The sequence below is a fragment of the Bacillus sp. JK62 genome (genome assembly GCF_053663455.1).
This window is the reverse complement of record NZ_JBSJQA010000008.1, coordinates 121,388-141,610: the sequence shown is the minus strand read 5'-3', so window position 1 is coordinate 141,610 and position 20,223 is coordinate 121,388. Positions and strand designations below refer to the sequence as shown.

13 protein-coding genes and 2 pseudogenes are annotated in these 20,223 nt (G+C 48.3%); 8 read left to right on the top strand and 7 right to left on the bottom strand.

From position 1 onward, the window contains the following. Together srfAA and ACWJJ4_RS18295 are read right to left on the bottom strand one after the other, a co-directional pair. Positions 1–8,264 (bottom strand): surfactin non-ribosomal peptide synthetase SrfAA (gene srfAA, locus ACWJJ4_RS18300; RefSeq protein WP_454021858.1); only part of this gene is annotated, 8,264 nt, incomplete at its 3' end. Positions 8,265–8,852: 588 nt separating this feature from the next. Further along, positions 8,853–9,215, bottom strand: a complete 363-nt coding sequence (locus ACWJJ4_RS18295) for a winged helix-turn-helix transcriptional regulator (RefSeq protein WP_016936795.1) — start codon at positions 9,213–9,215, stop codon at positions 8,853–8,855. A gap of 231 nt (positions 9,216–9,446) precedes the next feature. Between ACWJJ4_RS18295 and hxlA the strand changes: the two genes are divergently transcribed. From hxlA to comJ, 4 genes are all read left to right on the top strand, one after another. Then, the gene (hxlA, locus tag ACWJJ4_RS18290) at positions 9,447–10,082 is read left to right on the top strand and encodes a 3-hexulose-6-phosphate synthase (RefSeq protein ID WP_014304319.1); all 636 of its coding nucleotides are present in this window, start codon (positions 9,447–9,449) and stop codon (positions 10,080–10,082) included. Next, positions 10,079–10,636, top strand: coding sequence for a 6-phospho-3-hexuloisomerase (gene hxlB / locus ACWJJ4_RS18285; RefSeq protein WP_077721772.1), 558 nt, complete (start codon positions 10,079–10,081; stop codon positions 10,634–10,636). Before hxlA ends, hxlB begins: the two co-directional genes overlap by 4 nt. 360 nt (positions 10,637–10,996) lie before the next feature. Further along, on the top strand, positions 10,997–11,434 hold the full coding sequence (locus ACWJJ4_RS18280) for a NucA/NucB deoxyribonuclease domain-containing protein (RefSeq protein WP_003156588.1): 438 nt from the start codon (positions 10,997–10,999) through the stop codon (positions 11,432–11,434). A 21-nt stretch (positions 11,435–11,455) separates the two neighbouring features. Then, a complete protein-coding gene (gene comJ, locus ACWJJ4_RS18275; protein WP_077721770.1) occupies positions 11,456–11,854 on the top strand; it encodes a competence protein ComJ in 399 nt (132 codons plus the stop codon). 18 nt (positions 11,855–11,872) lie between these two features. On the opposite strand, the pseudogene ACWJJ4_RS18270 reads toward comJ, so the two are convergent. The 5 genes and pseudogenes from ACWJJ4_RS18270 to ACWJJ4_RS18250 all read right to left on the bottom strand — a co-directional run. Continuing rightward, positions 11,873–12,103 (bottom strand): annotated as a pseudogene (locus ACWJJ4_RS18270) (family 1 glycosylhydrolase); the annotation flags it as partial. A gap of 213 nt (positions 12,104–12,316) precedes the next feature. Continuing rightward, the gene (locus tag ACWJJ4_RS18265; RefSeq protein ID WP_369719109.1) at positions 12,317–12,592 is read right to left on the bottom strand and encodes a YckD family protein; all 276 of its coding nucleotides are present in this window, start codon (positions 12,590–12,592) and stop codon (positions 12,317–12,319) included. Positions 12,593–12,709: 117 nt separating this feature from the next. Further along, the gene (locus ACWJJ4_RS18260; protein ID WP_146283835.1) at positions 12,710–13,144 is read right to left on the bottom strand and encodes an RDD family protein; all 435 of its coding nucleotides are present in this window, start codon (positions 13,142–13,144) and stop codon (positions 12,710–12,712) included. 14 nt (positions 13,145–13,158) lie between these two features. Next, on the bottom strand, positions 13,159–14,295 hold the full coding sequence (locus ACWJJ4_RS18255) for a zinc-dependent alcohol dehydrogenase (RefSeq protein WP_454021857.1): 1,137 nt from the start codon (positions 14,293–14,295) through the stop codon (positions 13,159–13,161). A gap of 64 nt (positions 14,296–14,359) precedes the next feature. Then, the gene (locus ACWJJ4_RS18250) at positions 14,360–15,562 is read right to left on the bottom strand and encodes a GTP-binding protein (RefSeq protein WP_070081342.1); all 1,203 of its coding nucleotides are present in this window, start codon (positions 15,560–15,562) and stop codon (positions 14,360–14,362) included. A gap of 144 nt (positions 15,563–15,706) precedes the next feature. On the opposite strand from ACWJJ4_RS18250, the pseudogene ACWJJ4_RS18245 reads away from it, so the two are divergent. From ACWJJ4_RS18245 to cobA, 4 genes and pseudogenes are all read left to right on the top strand, one after another. Then, a pseudogene (locus ACWJJ4_RS18245) lies at positions 15,707–15,835 on the top strand (hypothetical protein); the annotation flags it as partial. Between the two features lie 118 nt (positions 15,836–15,953). Then, positions 15,954–18,371 (top strand): NADPH-nitrite reductase, encoded by a 2,418-nt coding sequence (gene nasD, locus ACWJJ4_RS18240; protein ID WP_454021856.1) that lies wholly within the window; start codon positions 15,954–15,956, stop codon positions 18,369–18,371. 20 nt (positions 18,372–18,391) lie between these two features. After that, entirely contained in the window at positions 18,392–18,712 is a 321-nt protein-coding gene (gene nirD, locus ACWJJ4_RS18235) for a nitrite reductase small subunit NirD (RefSeq protein WP_076851415.1), read from the top strand. 66 nt (positions 18,713–18,778) lie between these two features. Next, positions 18,779–20,218, top strand: a complete 1,440-nt coding sequence (gene cobA, locus ACWJJ4_RS18230) for a uroporphyrinogen-III C-methyltransferase (protein WP_454021855.1) — start codon at positions 18,779–18,781, stop codon at positions 20,216–20,218. The last annotated feature ends 5 nt before the right edge of the window (positions 20,219–20,223 follow it).

The window sequence follows — 20,223 nt, the reverse complement described above, 5'->3', positions numbered from 1 at the left end:
GTCCATGTCGGGAACATCTCCCAGATGGAGGCGTCAAAACCGAAGCCCGCGTATTTGGCGCTTTTATCATCCGCCGTCATGGCGAATGCGTCGTGGTGCCAGAAGCACAGGTTCACCAGCGCATGGTGTTCGACCATGACACCCTTCGGCTGTCCGGTCGTTCCTGACGTGTAAATCATATAAGCGAGATGATCCGCCGTTGTTTCCGTCTGCGGGTTCGCTTCATCGTTTTCATCAAGCGGCAGGCTCAGAATGGAGCGGCTGCCGTCAAGCAGGATCGTATCTCCTGTGTAGCTTTCCGGCACGTCCAGCGCTTCCTGTGTGAGAAGAAGCTTGGCCCCGCTGTCCTGCAGAATGTAGCTGATCCGCTCTTTCGGGTATTCGGGGTCAATCGGCACAAATGCCGCGCCCGCTTTCAAGACGCCGAGTACGCCCGCGGCCATTTCCAAGGACGGTTTCGTCAAAATACCGACACGTTCGTCAGCCGTGACGCCGCAGTCCATGAGAATGCGCGCGATCCGGTTCGCCCTTGCGTTCAGCTCGCCGTACGTCCATTTCGCGCCGTTGTATGCCGCGGCCGGACGGTTTGCATGGCGGGCGGCCGTTTCTTCAAAGAGACGGTGAACCGTTTTGTCCCGCGGCACAGAGAGTGTTTTTCCTTTCCATGCGCCAAGGAGGGCTTGTTTTTCTGTTTCATTCACCAATGAAAGCTCAGAAAGCTTCGCAGCCGGATTTTCCGTTGCGGCTTTTAACAGTTGAAGCCAGTAATGCTTCCACGTCTCTGCCGTTTCCGGTTTAAACAGCGCGGTGTTATATTCAAGCACAAACGTTAAGCCTTCGTCTGTGTCCTCAGCCGTCAGCGTCAGGTCAAACTTGGCTGTTTTTCTGTCAAACGGATGGTGCTTCAGCTCAATTCCTTCCATGACCAGATCTTCAGCATTTGCATTTTGCATTGAGAATACCGCATCAAACAGCGGATTTCGGCTCGTATCACGCTGCACCTCAACCTTTTGCAGAAGGTCTTCAAGCGGATAATCCTGCGCGTCAAATGCATGTAAAGCGGTTTGTTTCACTTCTTTAAGATAGTCCGTGAACGTTTTGTCCGCTTCCGGATACGTACGAAGCGCGAGTGTATTCACAAAAACACCGATGACGTTTGCGAGATCCGCATGTGACCGTCCCGCAACCGGCGAGCCGACAATGATGTCATGCTGTCCGCTCAGTTTTGAGAGAAAGGCGCTGTACGACGCCAGGAGCACCATGTACATGGTAGAATCCGTTTGTTTCGCAAGACTGCGAAGAGCCGACGTCTGTTCCTCAGTCAGAGAAAAGACCAGCTTGTCTCCTTCAAAGGTTTGCACGGCCGGACGGCTGTAATCAGCCGGCAGCGTCAATACCGGAAGCTCGCCGTCAAGCTCCCGAAGCCAATGCTCCTCCTGCTTGCGGTACTGCTCTGATTGAATAAATTTCTGCTGCCATACCGCATAGTCTTTATAATGAATCCGCAGCGGCTCAAGCGTTTCGCCGCCATACAAGCGGGACAGTTCATCTATCAGCACGCCGACTGAAGCGCCGTCCGAAATGATATGGTGCATATCAAACAGCAGCAGGTGGTCATGTTCAGCCAGCTTGACCAGCCCCGTTCTGACGAGAGGAAGCTGATCCAGACGGAACGGCCGGATAAAGCTCTGAATAATCTGTTCAGCATCTTCTTCAGAGGCTTCATAATATTCCATGTCGATATCAGCTTCCGCCCATATACGCTGAACCGTTTCTCCATCCTTTATGTCAAATGTCGTTCTGAAGGCTTCATGGCGTTCTGTCAGCTGTTTCATAACGGATTTCAGCTTTTCTGCATCAAGCTTTCCTTTTAAGCGGAGCACAGACGGCATGTTATAGCTTGTTTCAGCGCCTTCCAGCTGCTGAAGCACGAACATCCGCTTCTGCGGTGAAGAAACCGGATACGTTTCCCGCTCGGCCGCCGGTGCGATGCTCTCAGCCGCCTTCCGTTCAGCCCCTTCAATCAGCTGCGCCAGCCCCGCAGCCGTCGGAGAAGTGAACAGATCCTTTAAGGTAAGCTGCACGCCGAATGTCTTCTGGATAAGGGCCAGCAGTTTCATCCCCGCTAACGAGTGGCCCCCGATCTCAAAGAACTGATCATGGACGCCGACCCGTTCCATTTGCAGCACCTCAGCCCAAATATCCGCCAGTTTTTGTTCTGTTTCATTGCGCGGCGCCGTATATGACACGGCATTCGCTGCGGTCACATCCGGCATCGGCAGCGCCCGTCTGTCGATTTTTCCGTTCCCTGTAAGAGGCAGTTCATCCAATTGAATAAAGACGGACGGAATCATATAAGCCGGAAGATCCTTCGCCGTATGCTCCCTCAGCTCCCGGGAAGAGATTTCCCTGAGGCCGACAAAATACGCGCAAAGAAGTTTGTCACCCGCGCCTTGATCCACAGCGAGCACAATGCATTCCTGAATCTGGTCATGGCTTTGAAGCTGATGCTCAATTTCGCCAAGCTCAATCCGCTGACCGCGGATTTTCACCTGATGGTCGATACGTCCGATAAACTCGATATCGCCATTCGGAAGCCATCTGGCCAAGTCGCCCGTTTTATACATCCGTTCACCTTCCTTAAACGGATGCTTTACAAATTTTTCTTCCGTCAGTTCAGGACGGTTGTAGTAGCCTTCTACGAGACCTTCCCCGCTGACGCACAGCTCTCCCGCAATACCCGCCGGCTGAATGCGTCCGGCTGAGTTCATAATAAAGACTTCCGTATTGCTGACCGGTTTACCGATCGGAACGGAGAGCGTATCCTCTTCAATGACATCCACCGGATGGTATGTCGCAAACACCGTGCTTTCCGACGGGCCGTACATATGAAGCAGTCTTCCTTTTCCGACTGCCGCCAGCGCCTTTTTGACATGTTCTACAGACGCTCTTTCGCCCCCGAACATGATTTTCCGAAGCGTCGTCAGACAGGACGGCTCCATATCAACAAGCAGGTGGAACAGAGCCGTCGTAATCATCAGAATGCTGACGTTCTCCCGTTTGATCACACGGGACAGGCGCGACATGTCCAGCACCGTATCTTTCGGGACGATCACAAGCTTTGCACCGTTTAACAGCGAACCGAACATATCAAACATAAAAGCGTCAAAGACGTAGTTTGACAGACCGAGCACTGTATCCTCTTCAGAAACGGTCAAATAGTTCGTGTTTTTTACCGTCCGCAAAATGTTGGCATGTGTGACGATGTTTCCTTTCGGCGTTCCCGTCGTGCCTGATGTATAAGTGAGATTGGCAATCGTTTTGGAATCAAACGGCAATGCTGGATTGCGAGAGTCCTTTTCATAGCTCGCCTCATCATCAGCAAGCACAATGACGCCTTGAAAACCGGCCTTTTCCGCAAGCGGCTTGAGGCTTTGCTGAGTCAGGAGCACATTCGCCCCGCTGTCGCGGAAGAAATGCTGAATCCGCTGAACCGGATGCTCAGGATCAATCGGCACATAAGCGGACCCCGCTTTTAACACAGCCATAATGGAAACAATCATGTCCATTGACCGTTCACATAAAACAGCCGCGGTTTCCCCGCCGCCTCCGACCGAAAGAATATGCCGCGCAAGCCTGTTGGCGCGTTCATTCAGCTGCTGATACGACAGAGTATCCCCTTCGAACTGAAGAGCTGTCCGGTCAGGGTTCTTTCGGGCCTGTTCTTCAAAGATCTGCACGATCGTTTGCTCTTTCGGGTATGCCGTGCGCTCCGGATTGAACCGCTGTAATTGGTTCAAAGCCTCCCGTTCAGAAAGCAGATCATATTCGCTGATTTTCGCATCCGGATGAGCTGCCGCGTTCTCCAGCAGACGGACATAGTGCGCAAGCATGCGATCCGCAGTTGAGCGCTTAAACAGCTTCGTGCAATAATCCAAATCGAGCGCAATGCCTTCCGCTGTTTCCCGGGCCTGCATTGTCAGATCGAATTTGGCGATATTGAAGTTGGTTTCATGAAGAGACAGCGTCAGGTTGCCGATCTCCGGAATTCCGTCCGAAGCATTTTGCAGACTGAACATCGTGTCAAATATCGGATGCCTGCTCATGTCCCGGGGCACGTTCAGCTCCTCGGTCAGCCACTCAAACGGATAATCCTGATGGGAAAACGCGTCCAGCACCTGTTTGCGCACATGACCTAACAAGCCGGCAAAAGTCTGATCCTGCTTCACGGAGCTTCGCAGCGCAAGCGTGTTGACAAACATCCCGATAAGCCCCTCGGTATCAGAGTGATTTCTTCCCGCTGACGGTGTTCCCACGATGATGTCTTCCTGTCCCGAATACTTAGAAAGCAGCGTATAGTATGCCGATAACAGCACCATGTAAAGGGTGGCTCCGTTTTTCTCGGCAAGCTTCTGCAGCCGTTCCCGCAGCATTTTCGGCAGCTTGGCGGACACGCGGTCACCTTCAAAGCTTTGCACTTGCGGCCGCGGATAATCAGGGAGCAGCTGAAGCACCGGCAGTTCGCCGCTGAAGACTTCTTTCCAGTACGCCCGCTCCTTCTTGTAGCCTTCTTTCGCCCGTTCCGCCTGCCATACGGCATAATCTTTATATTGAATGCGCAATTCAGGCAGCTGATTTCCGCCGTAGATGTCAGCCAGTTCCTTCAGCATGATGGAAATAGACACCCCGTCAGAAATCAGGTGATGCATATCAAACAGCAGCATATGGCGATTGTGACCGAGCGTTTGCAGGCCGATTCTGAACAGCGGCGCCTCAGATAAATCAAAACGGCGCACAAAGTCCTTCATGACCTGTTCATTCGTTCTTCCGCGCGCTTCGATCATTTCAATATGAAACGGAACATGTTCGTGAATCACCTGTCTCGGCGTGCCGTCCTCTGATTGAAACGATGTTCTGAGCGCTTCATGCCTGCTGATTAAGGCAGAAAATGCACGCTCAAGCTTTTCACGGTCTAAAGCGCCCTCAATCATGGCCGCAGCCGGCATGTTATATCCGACTCCCGCGTCTTCAAATTGGCTCGCGATATAAGTCCGCTGCTGAGCGAGCGAAAGCGGATAGCTCGCCTGCTTCTCAGCCGGCTCAATCGCACTGAATGCCTGTCCTTCGTTTCGGTTTTCCGCATAATCGGCAAGCGCCGCAATCGTCGGATGCTCAAACAAGTATTGCAGCGGAATTTCAACGCCCATTTGCTTATGAATTTTCGTCAGAAGCGTCATCGCCTTTAATGAATGACCGCCTGACTCGAAGAAATGATCGTAAATGCCCGCCTTATCCATTCCGAGGACTTCCTGCCAGATGACGGTGAGCGTTTCCTCCGTTTCATTTCTCGGCGCGGCATATTCGGATGAGCTGACAGCCTGCACATCAAGCGCAAACAGCTTTTTGCGGTCCGCCTTACCGCTCGGCGTGAGCGGAATTTCGTCCGTTTTTGTAAAGTAAGCGGGCACCATGTAATCTGGAAGGTGCTTGGACACATACTCCCTGTACTCGGCAGGGTGAAACTCGGTTCCTTTTTCCTGAACGATATATGCGCAAACATCTAAGCTGCCCTGCTGATCCGGCCGTGCCAGCACGACGGCCTGCGCCGCGCCCGGAGCTTTTCTGAGCACCGTTTCAATTTCTCCCAGCTCAATACGGTAGCCGCGGACTTTCACCTGATCATCTTCACGGCCGATATATTCGATCGTCCCGTCCGGCAGCCAGCGCGCCATATCACCCGTGCGGTACATGCGGCCGCTTCCGTTAAACGGATCTTGCAAAAACTTCTCTGCGGTCAAATCCGGAAGATTTAAATAGCCGCGGCCTACACCGTCACCCGCGATATACAGCTCACCGGCCGTGCCGTCGGGCTGAAGCCGCTGGTGCTTATCCAATATATACAAACGGGCGTTGCCGAGCGGTTTTCCGATCGGAACGTACGCCGCCTGTTGATTCATTCCGTTATCGGCTGACACCTGATGCACGGATGCATCTACGCACGTTTCTGTCGGCCCGTACACATTCGTCAGACGCGGCGCCCTGCCCGATTGATGAAAGAGCGTCATCAGCTGTTCAGCAACAGCGGCGGACAGGCCCTCTCCCCCAATGAGCATGTGGCGCAATTCAATTCCGCTGACATCTCCCGCCGCAACCATCATCTGCAGATGCGCAGGGGTTCCGTCAGTGGCTTCAATCCGGTTTTGACGATAATAGTCCAGCAGTGCCGAGCCATTCGTTACAGTCGTTTTCGGCACGATATAAAGCGTCTGTCCCAAAAGAAGCGAGGCAAAAATCTGTTTGACGGACGCATCAAAATGAAACGGAGCCAAAAGCGCCATTCTTAATGTCTGCTCACCGCATTGATAAATCTCCTGCTGCAGTGATTGCACCAGATGATGAACTTGCCGGTGCTCAATCATCACGCCTTTCGGCCGCCCGGTTGTACCTGACGTGTAGATGATGTAAGCCAGCCGGTCTGATTGTGTGCTGACACCGTCCGCAGCCGTTTCAAACTGAACAGCCTCGTCAAAATCAATCCGTTCGGCATCCGATACAGGCGCCTGTATTCCGGCCTCCGTCAGAACAGCCTTCGCTCCGCTGTCCTCCAAAATGTACTGAATCCGATCCGCCGGAAAATCAGGATCTATCGGCACATAGGCGCCGCCCGCTTTCAAAATTCCCAATATTGCCGCAATGACACGCTCAGAACGGCCAAGCAGCACCGCGACAGGAGTATCGGCTGATATCCCGGCTTTAAGAAGGCGTCCGGCAATTCGGCCTGACTGTTCATGCAATGTGCGATAGGACAATGTTCGGCCTTCATACACCACCGCCGGTTTGTCAGACAGTGACTTCACTTTCTCTTCAAACAGCCCCGGTATCGTCATCTCCCCGCGGTAATTCACCGGATTGCCGGAGGCCCGTGTCAGCAGCCGCTCTTTCTCGGATTCAGAAAGAAGAGTAAGCTCATCAATTATGCGATCAGGAGATGAAATCGCATCTTCAATCAGCGTGATCAAACGTTCAGAAACAGATACAATCTCCTCTCCCTTGAATATGTCGCTGCGATAGTCAAAATCAATCGTCAATTTCCCAGTGTCCCATCGTTCCTTCACATGAATCGAAATATCATTTGTACCGCTTCCGCTGAAAATAGGGTCTGTCAGGAAGGACAGATTCTCTTTTTTCTGCCACTGCATCACCTGGTACTCCAGAGCTACCGTAAACAATCTGCTCAGCGAACTTTTCGAAGCGCGCAAATCATTGACAAGCAGGTTATACGGATACTTTTGGTGGCGGAGAATTTTCATCAGATCCTTCATCCGGCCTTTAACGAATTCCAAGAACGACTGTCCTCCGTCAACGCTTGTCCGCACAGGCACCGTAGATACGAACATCCCGAGCATCTGCTTTTCTTTCGCATTCGTCCGGTTTCCCATAAACGTACCTGTGACAACGTCATCCCGGCCGGTCACTTTGTAGAGATAAGTGATCAGAGCTGATTGGAACAGAGATAGTACGCTGACTTTATGCTCCTCGCAGAATGAATGAATGCGGCCATATAAGTCGTGAGGAATTTCTTGAGAAAACCGTTTTGCATCAAGACCCGCATCTGCCTGGCTCCGTTTCAGGGACACAAGCTCCGGCACGGTCTCAAACTGCCCGTTCCAAAAATCCCGATCCTTTTTAAACCGCTTCGACTGCACATATTCCTGCTCAGTCAGCACATGCTCGATAAAGGAAGGAATCTCCGTCTGTTCCTCACTTGATCCGCCCGAAAGCTCCAAATAAATATCAGTAATCGCATTGCCCAGAATCGTCATGGAAATCCCGTCTGAAATCACGTGATGCACATTAACGTAGAACCAGACCTCATTTTCGCTGATGGTATACACGGAAAAACGGAATAAATCCTGATCATATAATGCCAGAGGCTTGCTTGCCTCGTCACGTCCCCATTTTGACAGCTCTTCCGCAGAGCAGCCGGCTTGCCTGATGTCTGTATGTTCGATAGTCAGCGGACGGTATTCGCTCACATATTGAACGGGCTCCCCCTCATCATCAAGCCGCAGACGGATTCTCATCGACTCATACCGCCGGACGAATTCCTGTATCGCTTTCTCAACGTAATGAGCCTGTACGCCGTCATCAGAAATGAGTTTCCCGAACCCGGCAAGATTTGAAATACTTGTGTTCGGATAGAATTTTTCTGTATACCAGATACGTTTTTGAGCATTTGTTAAAGGATAAAAAGTTATTTCCATATGTGTGCGCCTCCCCTTTTTAAGATAAAATTGTCAATTCTCCCTTAGAAACAGCCTCCCTCAATGTCCCTAACTCATTATCAAGCCAAAAGAACCACTTACCTCCAAAACGATCCCGATTCAATCACCGCCGAAATCCGCAATCCACTCACCCGCACAGTCCGAAATGCGGCTCAAATTTATGAGAAATCAAGACAAGAATCCAATGTTTGTAAGCAACAGGGTTTACCTATTTCTTCATGAATTACTATATATCTACTTACGTTCACTTTATATGAAATTATTGTTTTTATCACCGAAAAATGGGTGAAAAGTTTCATTCGGCACACCGAAAAAAATTCCGACAATTCCAGAGGGTATTTTGCGGCATCCCGCAATTTATTTTTAAAAATATTATTTATGTAAAATTAAAAATCTTTAAACTATAGTATAAATCTTTCGAATATCCAGTTATGGCAGAATGAAAATAGTTTTCATATATTAGCTGATGGGGAAAAAACAGCGCAAGAACCGAAACAGGAGATTTAATCGTTCGCAATATGATTTCATTAAACCGCAAAAAAAGCACTCTATTTTACATAGAGCGCTTCAAAAAGATTCCTTTATTGCAGTTTTATCAATGTTGATTAATTCCATATATTCTTTTCCCCACTTATACATGGCGTCCAAAATCGGCATAAGGGTCTCTCCTTGCTCCGTTAATGAGTACTCCACTTTCGGAGGGACGACAGGGTAAACTTCCCTGTGAACGATCAGATCCTGCTCCAGCTCCCTGAGCTGATTCACAAGAATTTTGTGCGTAATATCCGGAATTAAAGCTTTCAGCTCATTAAAACGCTTTGTCCCTTCTTTTCCCAGGTGCCACATAATCAGCATTTTCCACTTCCCGCCTATCACGGCAAGCGTCAATTCCTTTTCGCAATTAAACGTTTTCTTATCCATTCGGCTCACGGGCCATTCTCCTTCCTCTTACTTTTTGTACGTTCATCATCTATTCATACACGCTTACTTTTTTACACAACTTTCATCAGTTTATACTACCACGCAGTTTTGCTGAAACAAAGCGCATTGCCTGCGGGGACAGTATCCTCAAAGTAACTATTAGACTTCAAAGTGCGTACTTCTCAACATGCGGGGCACTCTATAGAATGTAAATACACGAAAAAGAGGAGTGGATATAAAGTGGAATTACAGCTGGCATTAGACTTAGTGAATATCCCGGAAGCAATTGAACTTGTGAAAGAAGTCGAACAATATATAGATGTTGTAGAAATCGGCACTCCCGTTGTCATTAATGAAGGCCTGAAAGCCGTACAGGAAATGAAATCAGCCTTTCCTCACTTGAAAGTGCTTGCCGATCTTAAAATCATGGATGCAGGCGGCTACGAGATTATGAAAGCGGCAGAAGCGGGCGCCGACATCATCACCGTTTTAGGAGCGACAGACGACTCAACGATCAAAGGGGCGGTTGCCGAAGCAAAAAAACAGCAGAAAAAAATTCTCGTCGACATGATTAACGTAAAAAACCTTGAAACACGGGCAAAAGAAATTGACCAACTCGGTGTTGATTATATTTGTGTTCACACAGGTTATGATCTTCAAGCAGAAGGAAAGAATTCATTCGAGGAACTGACGGCGATTAAAAAAGCGGTCAAGAGCGCTAAAACCGCAATTGCCGGGGGCATTAAACTTGATACGCTTCCTGAAGCCATCAAACAAAACCCAGATTTAATCATTGTCGGCGGAGGCATTACGGGAGCTGACAATAAAGCGGATGCTGCTGCTAAAATGAAACAGCTGATTTCACAAGGATCATGAAAACGACTGAATACTTACATGAAATACTAAATGAAATATCCCGCACCGCAGCATTAATAGCCGACAGTGAAGCTGACAAGCTTGCAGATCAGATTTTATCGGCAGATCAAATCTTCACATCCGGAGCGGGGCGTTCCGGCTTTATGGCTAAAGCGTTCGCCATGAGGATGATGCACATCGGCCTGAACGCTTACATCGTCGGTGAGACGCTTACCCCTCCCCTCCAAGAAGGCGGTCTCGTCATCATCGGCTCAGGCTCAGGCGAAACAAAAAGTCTGCTTCATACGGCTGAAAAAGCCAAAAGCCTTAACGGCATCATCACTGCATTAACGATTAACCCCGATTCAAGTCTCGGCAAACTTGCTGATCTTACGATAACGATTCCCGGCTCTCCTAAGGAAGAGACCGGCGGAGACAGAAAGACGATTCAGCCGATGGGTTCTTTATTCGAACAAACTCTTCTGCTGTTTTACGATGCGGTTATTCTAAAAATCATGGAGAAAAAAGAATTGAATTCAGCAGACATGTTTACAAAGCATGCGAATCTGGAATGATTTGCTGACGGCCTTCTTATCAGATGGCCGTCTTTTTATCGTCCTGTTGCGCACAATGACAAGACGGCCAAGGTTTTCGGGTCGGACACTCGCAGACGAAGATATCCTGCCGGTGAGCTTATCGCTATAATAAGTCAATTGACGATACGGCCGCAACCGTTCATTTCTGAATAGAGAAACGGCAAAAAACACTTTCTGATCGGATATTTAATGAATAAAATTGATTTGTGCGGATGGTTTTACAGATATTCAGCTGAATTGCGGCTGAGAAATATATTTTAACAGCTTTACAGCCGGCTGATTCTGCTTTATTCTTGGACCAGCTTTACAGCAATTTAAAACTGGAGGTGATTGATACTCTTGAAAACATTAAAAGCACTGCTGCTTGTTCTTATCATCATTGCCGGAGCAGTCGCGGCCCTGATCAAGGGTGATCTTTTCTCAGATAACGAGCAGACCGTTCAGAAGAGTGATTACGACAAAGTAATCCTATTTCCGTCCGATCGATATCCGGAAACAGCAAAGCATATTAAGGACGCGATAAAAGAAGGGCATTCCAGCATATGCACCATTGACAGAGACGGAGTACATAAGCGGCGTGAGCAATCTCTTAAACATGTGCCTGTCAAAACGGGATACGATAGGGATGAATGGCCGATGGCGGTTTGTAAACAGGGCGGAAACAATGCCTCCGTAGAATATATTTCTCCGGCAGACAACCGCGGAGCCGGCTCTTGGGTCGGACACCAGCTTACCAATGATCCCGACGGAACGAGAGTATTATTTAAAATCAAGTAAAAAAACAGGAGGAACAGCGCATTGAATAAATCATGGAAACCGCAAGAACTGGCCATTTCTTATCATCAATTTACAATCTTCCAAAAAGATTCAGAACCGCCTGTTATCGATTGGACCGATGAAGCCATTGAAAAAGGATATGCGGAAACTGACGGAGCTGTTTCATTTGAAGCAAGGAGAAATACGAGGGCATTTATCGTCCTCAGGCTTAACACAAGTGAACCGGTACTATCCTATGAGAAAAAAGCGACTGTTCCCTTTGAGGCTGTAAAAGATGGAATTGAGATTGAAAGCGTGATGTCAAAGCGGCTTTTCTTTAATATTCCGAAAGGCCGATACAGCCTTACCTGTTATTCAGTGCCTGCCGAAATATCCGATCTTCATGCGGATACGTATATTATTGATGCAGACGCAATGTAAAAGAAATCCCTGAGAGAATCATATTTCTCTCAGGGGACTTTTACCGTTTGTTTCAATTACATTCTGGTACCAATAAAAACTTTTTTCCTGATCCGTTTCAAATCCTTTTCATCTTCTTTATCTCGATTGATTATACACAAAACCGTAGCGTTTTTGATAGCCGTTCAGCCAGCTTAACAGATCCGTGAATGACCAGCTGCAGCAGCCGATGAGATGAACTCCGTCACTAATAGCCACTCTGCACTGTTCACCCATACTGAAGGTCCTTTACCGTCTTATTCCAAGCTCCTTCAACCTGATAGGCAGACGAAGCTGCCCCCCCATAGAAATGTATCAGGGAACAGACCCTGTTTTTTATGTACCATGTGTTTCATCCTCCTGATGCGTATGATATTGATATCACACGTTATGAAACTCATTTCAGAGCAATCCCGATAAAAAAGCATCCGGCTTGCCGGATGCTTAAGAATGATGATGCCGCTTTTCCAATTTATGAGGCGGAGGCTTCGGGACAAAGCCATTTTGTTTCATCATATTAAAGCGCCTGTCCATATGCTGTTTAATATGTTCTGCTTTTTCTTTCGGCAGGACCCCGTACTCAACATATTTGGATATGACATGTTTGCGTTTTTCGAGCACTTCTTTTTCAAGTGATTCAATTTCTTTTTTCTGCTGTTCCGTGAGTGACATTGTTGAAGGCATTTTTGTTTCGGCGTGTGCCGGCATTGTGAAAACCATTGCTGTAATGAAAAACGCAGCTAAAGACAATGCAGCTTTTTTCATGACTCTTTCCTCCTTTAACGTTTGTTATATGTTTCTCCCTCATCCATTTTTTATGCAAAAAAAAGAGCGAAATTATTCGCTCTTTTTAATCGATTCGTCCGGCAGCGCGTATGTGACATACGTTCCCGCTACAAAATCGTGGATTGACCGTTTGTCTTCTCTCATTCCGACCATGAATGCGCTCACGATCACACCGATTCCAAACGTCACGCCATATATCAGGCCGCCCACAAGCACTCTCAAAATCATAGTGAGAAAGCCTACCTGAGTTCCGTCTTTTTTGACGATGCGGATACCGCAGATCTTTTTGCCGATAACATAGCCGTTCCAGTATACAGGGAGCAAAATACCATAAAGAGTCAAAATGATGCTGATCATTGCGCTCTCATTCGGGTCTTTTCCTGTTGCCAGCATAAAAATAATCGCTAAAGGCACTGAAGTAATTAAATAGTCGAGTACAACGGCTCCTAATCTGATCCAAAATCCCGCCGGTCTGTAAATATTCATCGTGTTTCCCCTCGCTATGGCTTCAAAATCACTTTAATGTTGCCATCTTCTTTTTTGTCAAATATATCATATGCAGCAGGAGCTTCCGCAAGACTCATTTTGTGTGTAATGATATCTGTCGGATCAATTTCATTTTGTTCGATCATTTGATACAGCCTCGGCATCAGATGAATAACGGGTGCCTGGCCCATTTTTAAAGAAACGTTGCGTGTGAAAAAATCGCCGAGCGGAAAGCCGTCCGCTTCAGAAATGTATGCGCCCGTGAGCTGCACGGTTCCGAACTTCTTAACGGCTTCTGATGCTGTAAGAATCGGGCTGATCGTTCCGAACTGATTCGGTTTTTGCTCTGCTTTTTCTTTTGAAAGCGGCGTGCCGTCCATTCCGACACAATCAATCACTACATCCGCGCCCCCTGACGTTTGTTCGTGCAGCAGTTTCCCGATCTCATCATGTTCTGAAAAATTGAAGGTCTCTGCTCCGTTTATGCGTCTCGCATGTTCAAGGCGGTGCGGGACTTGATCAACTGCGATAACCCGTCTAGCTCCTTTTTTCCACGCGAATTTTTGCGCCATTAAGCCGATCGGACCTGATCCCAGAATAACGACTGTATCTCCTTTTTTCACTCCGCTGTGCTGAACGCTCCAAAAGGCGGTCGGCATGACATCTGACAGAAGCAGCACCTGCTCATCTTCAAGCTCACTGTCTGCCGGAACCAGAAAAGAAGAGAAATCAGCATAAGGAACACGTAAATATTCAGCCTGCCCGCCGGGGTAATTTCCGTTAAACTCCGAAAAACCGAATAAACCGCCGGCATCTGTATGAGGATTTGGATTTGATTCATCACACTGGCTTTCCATCTGGTGCTTGCAATAATGACATTCTCCGCAGCCGATGTTAAAAGGAATCACGACCCGGTCGCCTTTTTTCAGCTTTTTGACTTGACTGCCCGTTTCTTCAACGATTCCCATCGGCTCATGCCCGACAATATAACCCGGATCGGCGGGTATTCCGTTTTTATATAAATGAAGGTCTGAACCGCATATCCCGGTTGCGGTAATTCGAACGATGACATCTCTCTCATCTTGAATGGCGGGTGCCGGGACTTCTTTCACTTCCATATGTTCTTTTCCTTGGTATGTCAATGCTTTCACACTTGGTCAGCTCCTTTTTCATCACTCCTTCCCTTTTCACCTGCTTCTAAACTTGGCCGGTATGTTATTCAGCCCGCTGAATATCCCATTGAAAAGGATCTTCAAGCTGCGACCAGTCGGAATCGAACTCAGACGGCGTGAGCAGGCACTGATCCAATTCCTTTGTAATGGCGGCTTCATCTAAATCTGTTCCGATAAACACCAGGTTCGTATGACGATCTCCGAATTGGTCGTCCCAATCTTCCAGAATCTCCGGTTCCTGCTGTTTGATCTGCTCCTGCTCAAGTTTCGGCATTGCCGCCACCCAATAAGAAACAGGCTCAATCGAAACCGCCGGACCCGCCTGAGACATCAGCAGCGCAAGGCTGTTGCGGGTTGCGCACCAAACAATTCCTTTTGCGCGCACAATGTTGTCAGGCATTGATTGATGCAGCCAGCTGTCAAAACGAACGGTATGAAACGGCAGACGCCGCGAGTACACAAACGAAGTGATGCCGTACTCTTCCGTTTCCGGAGTGTGCGCCTCATGACCTGCCGTCAGTTCCTTTATCCACCCTGCTGATGAACTCGCTTCCTCAAACTCAAATAAACCGGTATTCAATATGCATTCGGCGGGCACTTCTCCGCGGACGGACCGGATCAGTCTGGCACGGGGCTGTAATGCGCAAAGAACCGTTTCCAGCTGTTCAAGCTCTTTTTCGCCCACCATGTCGCATTTATTTAAAATGAGCACATCACAAAACTCGATTTGGTCAATTAATAAGTCGGCAATCACCCGTTCATCCTCTTCTCCCGCCGCTTCCTTCCGGTCAAGAAGGGTGTCACCGGACTGGAAATCATGCCAGAAGCGGTTTGCATCCACCACGGTCACCATTGTGTCCAGCCTGCAGAATGTTGTCAGATCAATGCCCATTTCTTCATCTATATAAGAGAATGTCTGGGCAACGGGAATCGGTTCGCTGATCCCTGTTGATTCAATGACAATATAATCAAACCTGCCGTCTTTCGCGAGTTTCTCAACTTCGACTAATAAATCTTCACGCAGCGTGCAGCAGATACAGCCGTTGGATAATTCCACGAGTTTCTCATCCGTCCTTGACAAACCGCCTCCCTGCTTTACCAAGCCCGCGTCTATATTTACTTCGCTCATGTCATTGACGATGACGGCAATTTTTAAACCGTTGCGGTTTTGTAGAATATGATTCAAAACGGTCGTCTTTCCGGCACCAAGATAGCCGCTCAATACTGTAACCGGAATTTTTTTCATATCAATAGCCCCCTGACAAAATAGAATGATTACGATTTATATCCCGCAACTCCCTTATTATCACGATGTACATGGCTACAAATCGTAATTGTTACTATTTATTTTGATGTATTCTCCGTTAAAAATCAAGTAAAAGTCAGACATCATACATTGTTTGTCCCCATCCATTGGTCTGACACGCAAAACGTCAACGATTTAATTGGTGAAGCCTTCGATCCGGACTGTAAAATGCCCGGTTTTAAGATGTGTGCGGTACGAATAAGCCCTATCTAATTTTTCATAAAATTTTTAGATTTTTTCGTATTTTTTGTTACATTTCATAACATGCATCTTAAATATTTGTTTTTGCTGTGCTACGCTGAAAAAAACAAAGATAGGAGCGGATCATCTGATGGGAAAAAAACAGCTAGTCCTTGTTGGAAATGGAATGGCCGGGGTAAGAGCGATTGAAGAAATACTGCGTGTTTCAAAAGATGAATTTGAGATTACAATATTCGGGGCCGAACCTCATCCCAACTATAACCGAATCCTTCTGTCAAAAGTGCTGCAAGGCGATACCGACATTCAAGACATTACGTTAAACGATTGGAACTGGTACAAAGAAAACAACATTCAGCTGTACACCGGTGAAACAGTCATCAAAGTTGACACGGAAAACAAAACCGTCATCACCGATGCAGACAGAATCCAGCCTTACGATGAACTCATCCTGGCGACAGGCTCTGTCCCTTTTATCCTTCCGATTCCGGGCGCAGACAAACAAGGCGTCACGGCATTCCGAGACATAAAAGATACCGACACGATGCTCGCCGCGTCAAAACAATATAAAAAAGCAGCCGTCATCGGCGGAGGACTGCTGGGTTTGGAAGCCGCGCGCGGACTGCTGAATCTCGGCATGGACGTGTCTGTCATCCACCTCGCCCCATTCCTGATGGAGCGCCAGCTTGACGCAGCGGCGGGACGCCTGCTGCAAAACGAATTAGAGAAACAAGGCATGACCTTTTTCCTTGAAAAGCAAACCGAAGAAATTCTCGGTACTGACCGTGTCGAAGGCATACGCTTTAAAGACGGCACAAGCATCAAAGCTGATCTGGTCGTCATGGCGGTCGGCATCCGTCCGAATACACAGCTTGGCACAGAAAGCGGCATCCCGGTAAACCGCGGAATCATTGTCAACGATTATATGCAGACTGAAATTCCGCACATTTACGCGGTCGGTGAATGTGCCGAGCACCGCGGAATCGCATACGGTCTTGTGGCGCCGCTCTATGAACAGGCAAAAGTGCTGGCCAAACATATTTGCGGCATTGAAACAAAACCGTACGAAGGCTCCGTTCTCTCCACTCAATTAAAGGTATCAGGCGTCGAGGTCTTCTCTGCCGGCGACTTTGATGAATCAGAGGACAAAAAGGCAATAAAAGTGTTCGATGAACAGGACGGCATTTATAAAAAAATCGTCCTGAGGGGCAATCAAATTGTCGGCGCTGTTTTGTTCGGAGACAGCAGCGAAGGCAACCGCCTGTTTTCTATGATTCAAAAACAAGCAGATATCTCTGAAACCTCCAAAATATCAATCTTACAGCCTCTTGATCAGGAAGCAGGCGCAAGCATGACCGCGGCGATGAGCGACGATGAAATCATCTGCGGCTGCAACGGCGTTTCAAAAGGCGCGATTATTCAAGCCATTCAGGAAAAAGGCTGCACATCAACGGACGAAATCAAAGCATGCACCGGGGCATCCCGTTCCTGCGGAGGCTGTAAACCGCTCGTGGAAGACATTCTTCAATATACACTGGGCTCAGAATTTGACTCATCCGCGCAAAAAGAAGCGATTTGCGGCTGCACCTCACTGTCGAGAGATGAAGTCGTAGAAGAAATCAAAGCCAAAGGGCTCTCACATACAAGAGAAATCATGAACGTGCTCGGCTGGAAAACGCCGGAAGGCTGCTCCAAATGCCGCCCTGCCCTCAACTACTACTTAGGCATGATTAATCCGGCTACATACGAGGATGACAGAACATCCCGTTTTGTGAACGAACGGATGCACGCCAATATTCAAAAGGACGGAACATACTCAGTCGTTCCCCGGATGTACGGGGGCGTAACCAACTCTCAAGATCTCCGCAAGATCGCCGATGTCGTCGACAAATATGAGATCCCGCTCGTTAAAATGACCGGCGGCCAGCGAATTGATCTCATCGGCGTGAAAAAAGAAGATCTGCCGAAAGTATGGGCCGAGCTTGATATGCCGTCAGGCTACGCGTACGGAAAAACACTCCGCACGGTAAAAACGTGCGTAGGCGAACAATTCTGCCGCTTCGGCACACAAGACTCCATGGCACTGGGTATTGCGCTTGAGAAAAAATTCGAAGGGCTCAATACGCCTCATAAGGTTAAAATGGCCGTGTCCGCCTGCCCGCGGAACTGTGCGGAATCAGGCATAAAGGACCTTGGCGTTGTCGGCATCGACGGAGGCTGGGAGCTTTATGTCGGCGGAAACGGCGGAACCCATTTGCGGGCCGGTGATTTGCTGATGAAAGTAAAAACGAATGAAGAAGTCTTAGAATACGCGGGTGCTTACCTTCAGTACTACAGAGAAACGGCAAACTATCTGGAGCGGACATCCGCATGGCTTGAGCGCGTCGGTTTATCTCATGTCCAATCCGTATTAAACGATCCGGAAAAACGGCAGGAGCTCAACGATCGAATGAATGAGACACTCTCTGTCCACAAAGATCCGTGGCAATACTTCCTTAAAGATAAAAAAGCATCTAAAGATCTATTCGAAAATGTCGTCACGACTTCATAAAACAGTAAGGGGGAACGGACATGGTTAATAAAGATATGACAAAGGTTTGCATAGGCAGAGTAAACGAATTACCCGAGGAGTTAGGAAAAACCGTATATATAGAAGATAAAGAGCTTGCCGTATTTAAGCTTTCTGACGGGAACGTCCGCGCCGTCGAAAACCGCTGTCCCCATAAAGGAGGCGTCCTGGCTGAAGGCATCGTCAGCGGAGAATACGTCTTCTGCCCGATGCATGACTGGAAAATTTCCTTAGGAGACGGAAAAGTCCAAGAGCCGGACCATGGCTGTGTCAAAACATACGAAACACTGATCGAAGGAGAGAATGTATACCTCCTGTATTGATCAAAGACCGGATCACTTTTTCAAGTGGTCCTTCATTTTTTAAATTGCTGAAGGGATGACGCCATCATGAAAAACGGAATCGTATATTTTGTCGGTGCCGGACCAGGAGACCCGGGGCTGATCACCGTAAAAGGAAAACAGGCTCTGGAGAAAGCGGATATCATTTTGTATGACCGGCTCGCAAACCCAAAGTTTCTAGAATACGCCTCACCTGACTGCCGGTTCATTTATTGCGGAAAGCTGCCCGACCGCCATTTTATGAAACAGTCTGAGATAAATGCCCTGCTGATAGAAAAAGCGGCGGAGGGCTACACCGTCGTCCGCTTGAAAGGCGGAGACCCAAGTGTGTTCGGCAGGGTCGGCGAAGAAGCAGAGGCGCTTCATCAGCATGGCATCCGCTACGAAATGGTGCCCGGCATCACCTCGGGAATCGCAGTGCCGCTGTATGCGGGAGTCCCCGTCACCCATCGTGATTTCGCTTCGTCCTTCGCGATGATCACCGCTCATGATACATCATTGCACGGCAGGCCGAATCTCGACTGGGAAGGGCTTGCCCGAAGCGTTCAAACGCTTGTGTTTTACATGGGCGTTAAAAATCTGTCATTTATATGCCGGAAGCTTATGGAGTACGGAAAATCCCCTTCCATTCCCGTACTCGTCATTCAATGGGGAACGTGGGGGCGGCAGCGGAGTGTTAAAGGAACGCTTCAGGATATCCATGACAAAGTTCAAAGCCAAAACATCACCAACCCTGCCATTATCGTCATCGGTGATATTGTCAATTTTCAAACACACAGCTGGTTTGAAAGCAAACCCTTCATCGGGCGGCATATCATGGTGGTCACTCATGGCGATGATGAACATACACTGACAGACAAGCTGCGCGAGTATGGCGCCGATGTTATTGAATGGCCGAAGCGGATCGTTAAAAAAATGCCCGCAAACGAAAACATCCTGAAACAGATCAGCACCTTTGAACAACTATTTTTCACATCACGCCTTGCGGTATGCGAATTCTTTGACACACTGGCTTTCAAGCAGATCGACATCCGCCGGGTGACCGCAAGCCTGAATGCAGCGACCGAAGCCGCAAAGACGGAACTGACAAAACGGGGCTTTCTCCTATCCGAATGGCAAAATGATTCTCCGCATTCTCTCATTGTAGGGAGCCGTCAAGCAGCAGAAAACTTGCCAGACTCAAAATCATGCCCGTTTTATATCACCCATGAACATATCTCGGATGAGCGATTCACTTCCATGATCGAACGCACGATCAGTGAGTCTCCTCTGCAAATGATTATCTGTACGGGCAAAGAATCCGCTCAGCATTTGATCAGCGCCGGAAAACAAATCGGCATATCACCGAATCCATCAGGAAACCGCCCTCCCGTCATCTGCATGGGCGAAGACGTCCCCGCCGGCTGCGGGTTTACCGCCGTGAAAAATCAGGAACAGTTATTTGCGTTTATACGAAATGAAATGAAAGACATGCTCGTTCACAGCTGATACGC

What these genes read in the sequence shown, in the direction of transcription:
- ACWJJ4_RS18265 (WP_369719109.1), bottom strand. Translation starts at nt 12,592, where the DNA reads ATGGTTTTCACAATGCCGGCACACGCCGAAACAAAAATGCCTTCAACA.
- cobA (WP_454021855.1), top strand. Translation starts at nt 18,779, where the DNA reads ATGAAAAACGGAATCGTATATTTTGTCGGTGCCGGACCAGGAGACCCG.
- ACWJJ4_RS18250 (WP_070081342.1), bottom strand. Translation starts at nt 15,562, where the DNA reads ATGAAAAAAATTCCGGTTACAGTATTGAGCGGCTATCTTGGTGCCGGA.
- nasD (WP_454021856.1), top strand. Translation starts at nt 15,954, where the DNA reads ATGGGAAAAAAACAGCTAGTCCTTGTTGGAAATGGAATGGCCGGGGTA.
- hxlB (WP_077721772.1), top strand. Translation starts at nt 10,079, where the DNA reads ATGAAAACGACTGAATACTTACATGAAATACTAAATGAAATATCCCGC.
- ACWJJ4_RS18260 (WP_146283835.1), bottom strand. Translation starts at nt 13,144, where the DNA reads ATGAATATTTACAGACCGGCGGGATTTTGGATCAGATTAGGAGCCGTT.
- nirD (WP_076851415.1), top strand. Translation starts at nt 18,392, where the DNA reads ATGGTTAATAAAGATATGACAAAGGTTTGCATAGGCAGAGTAAACGAA.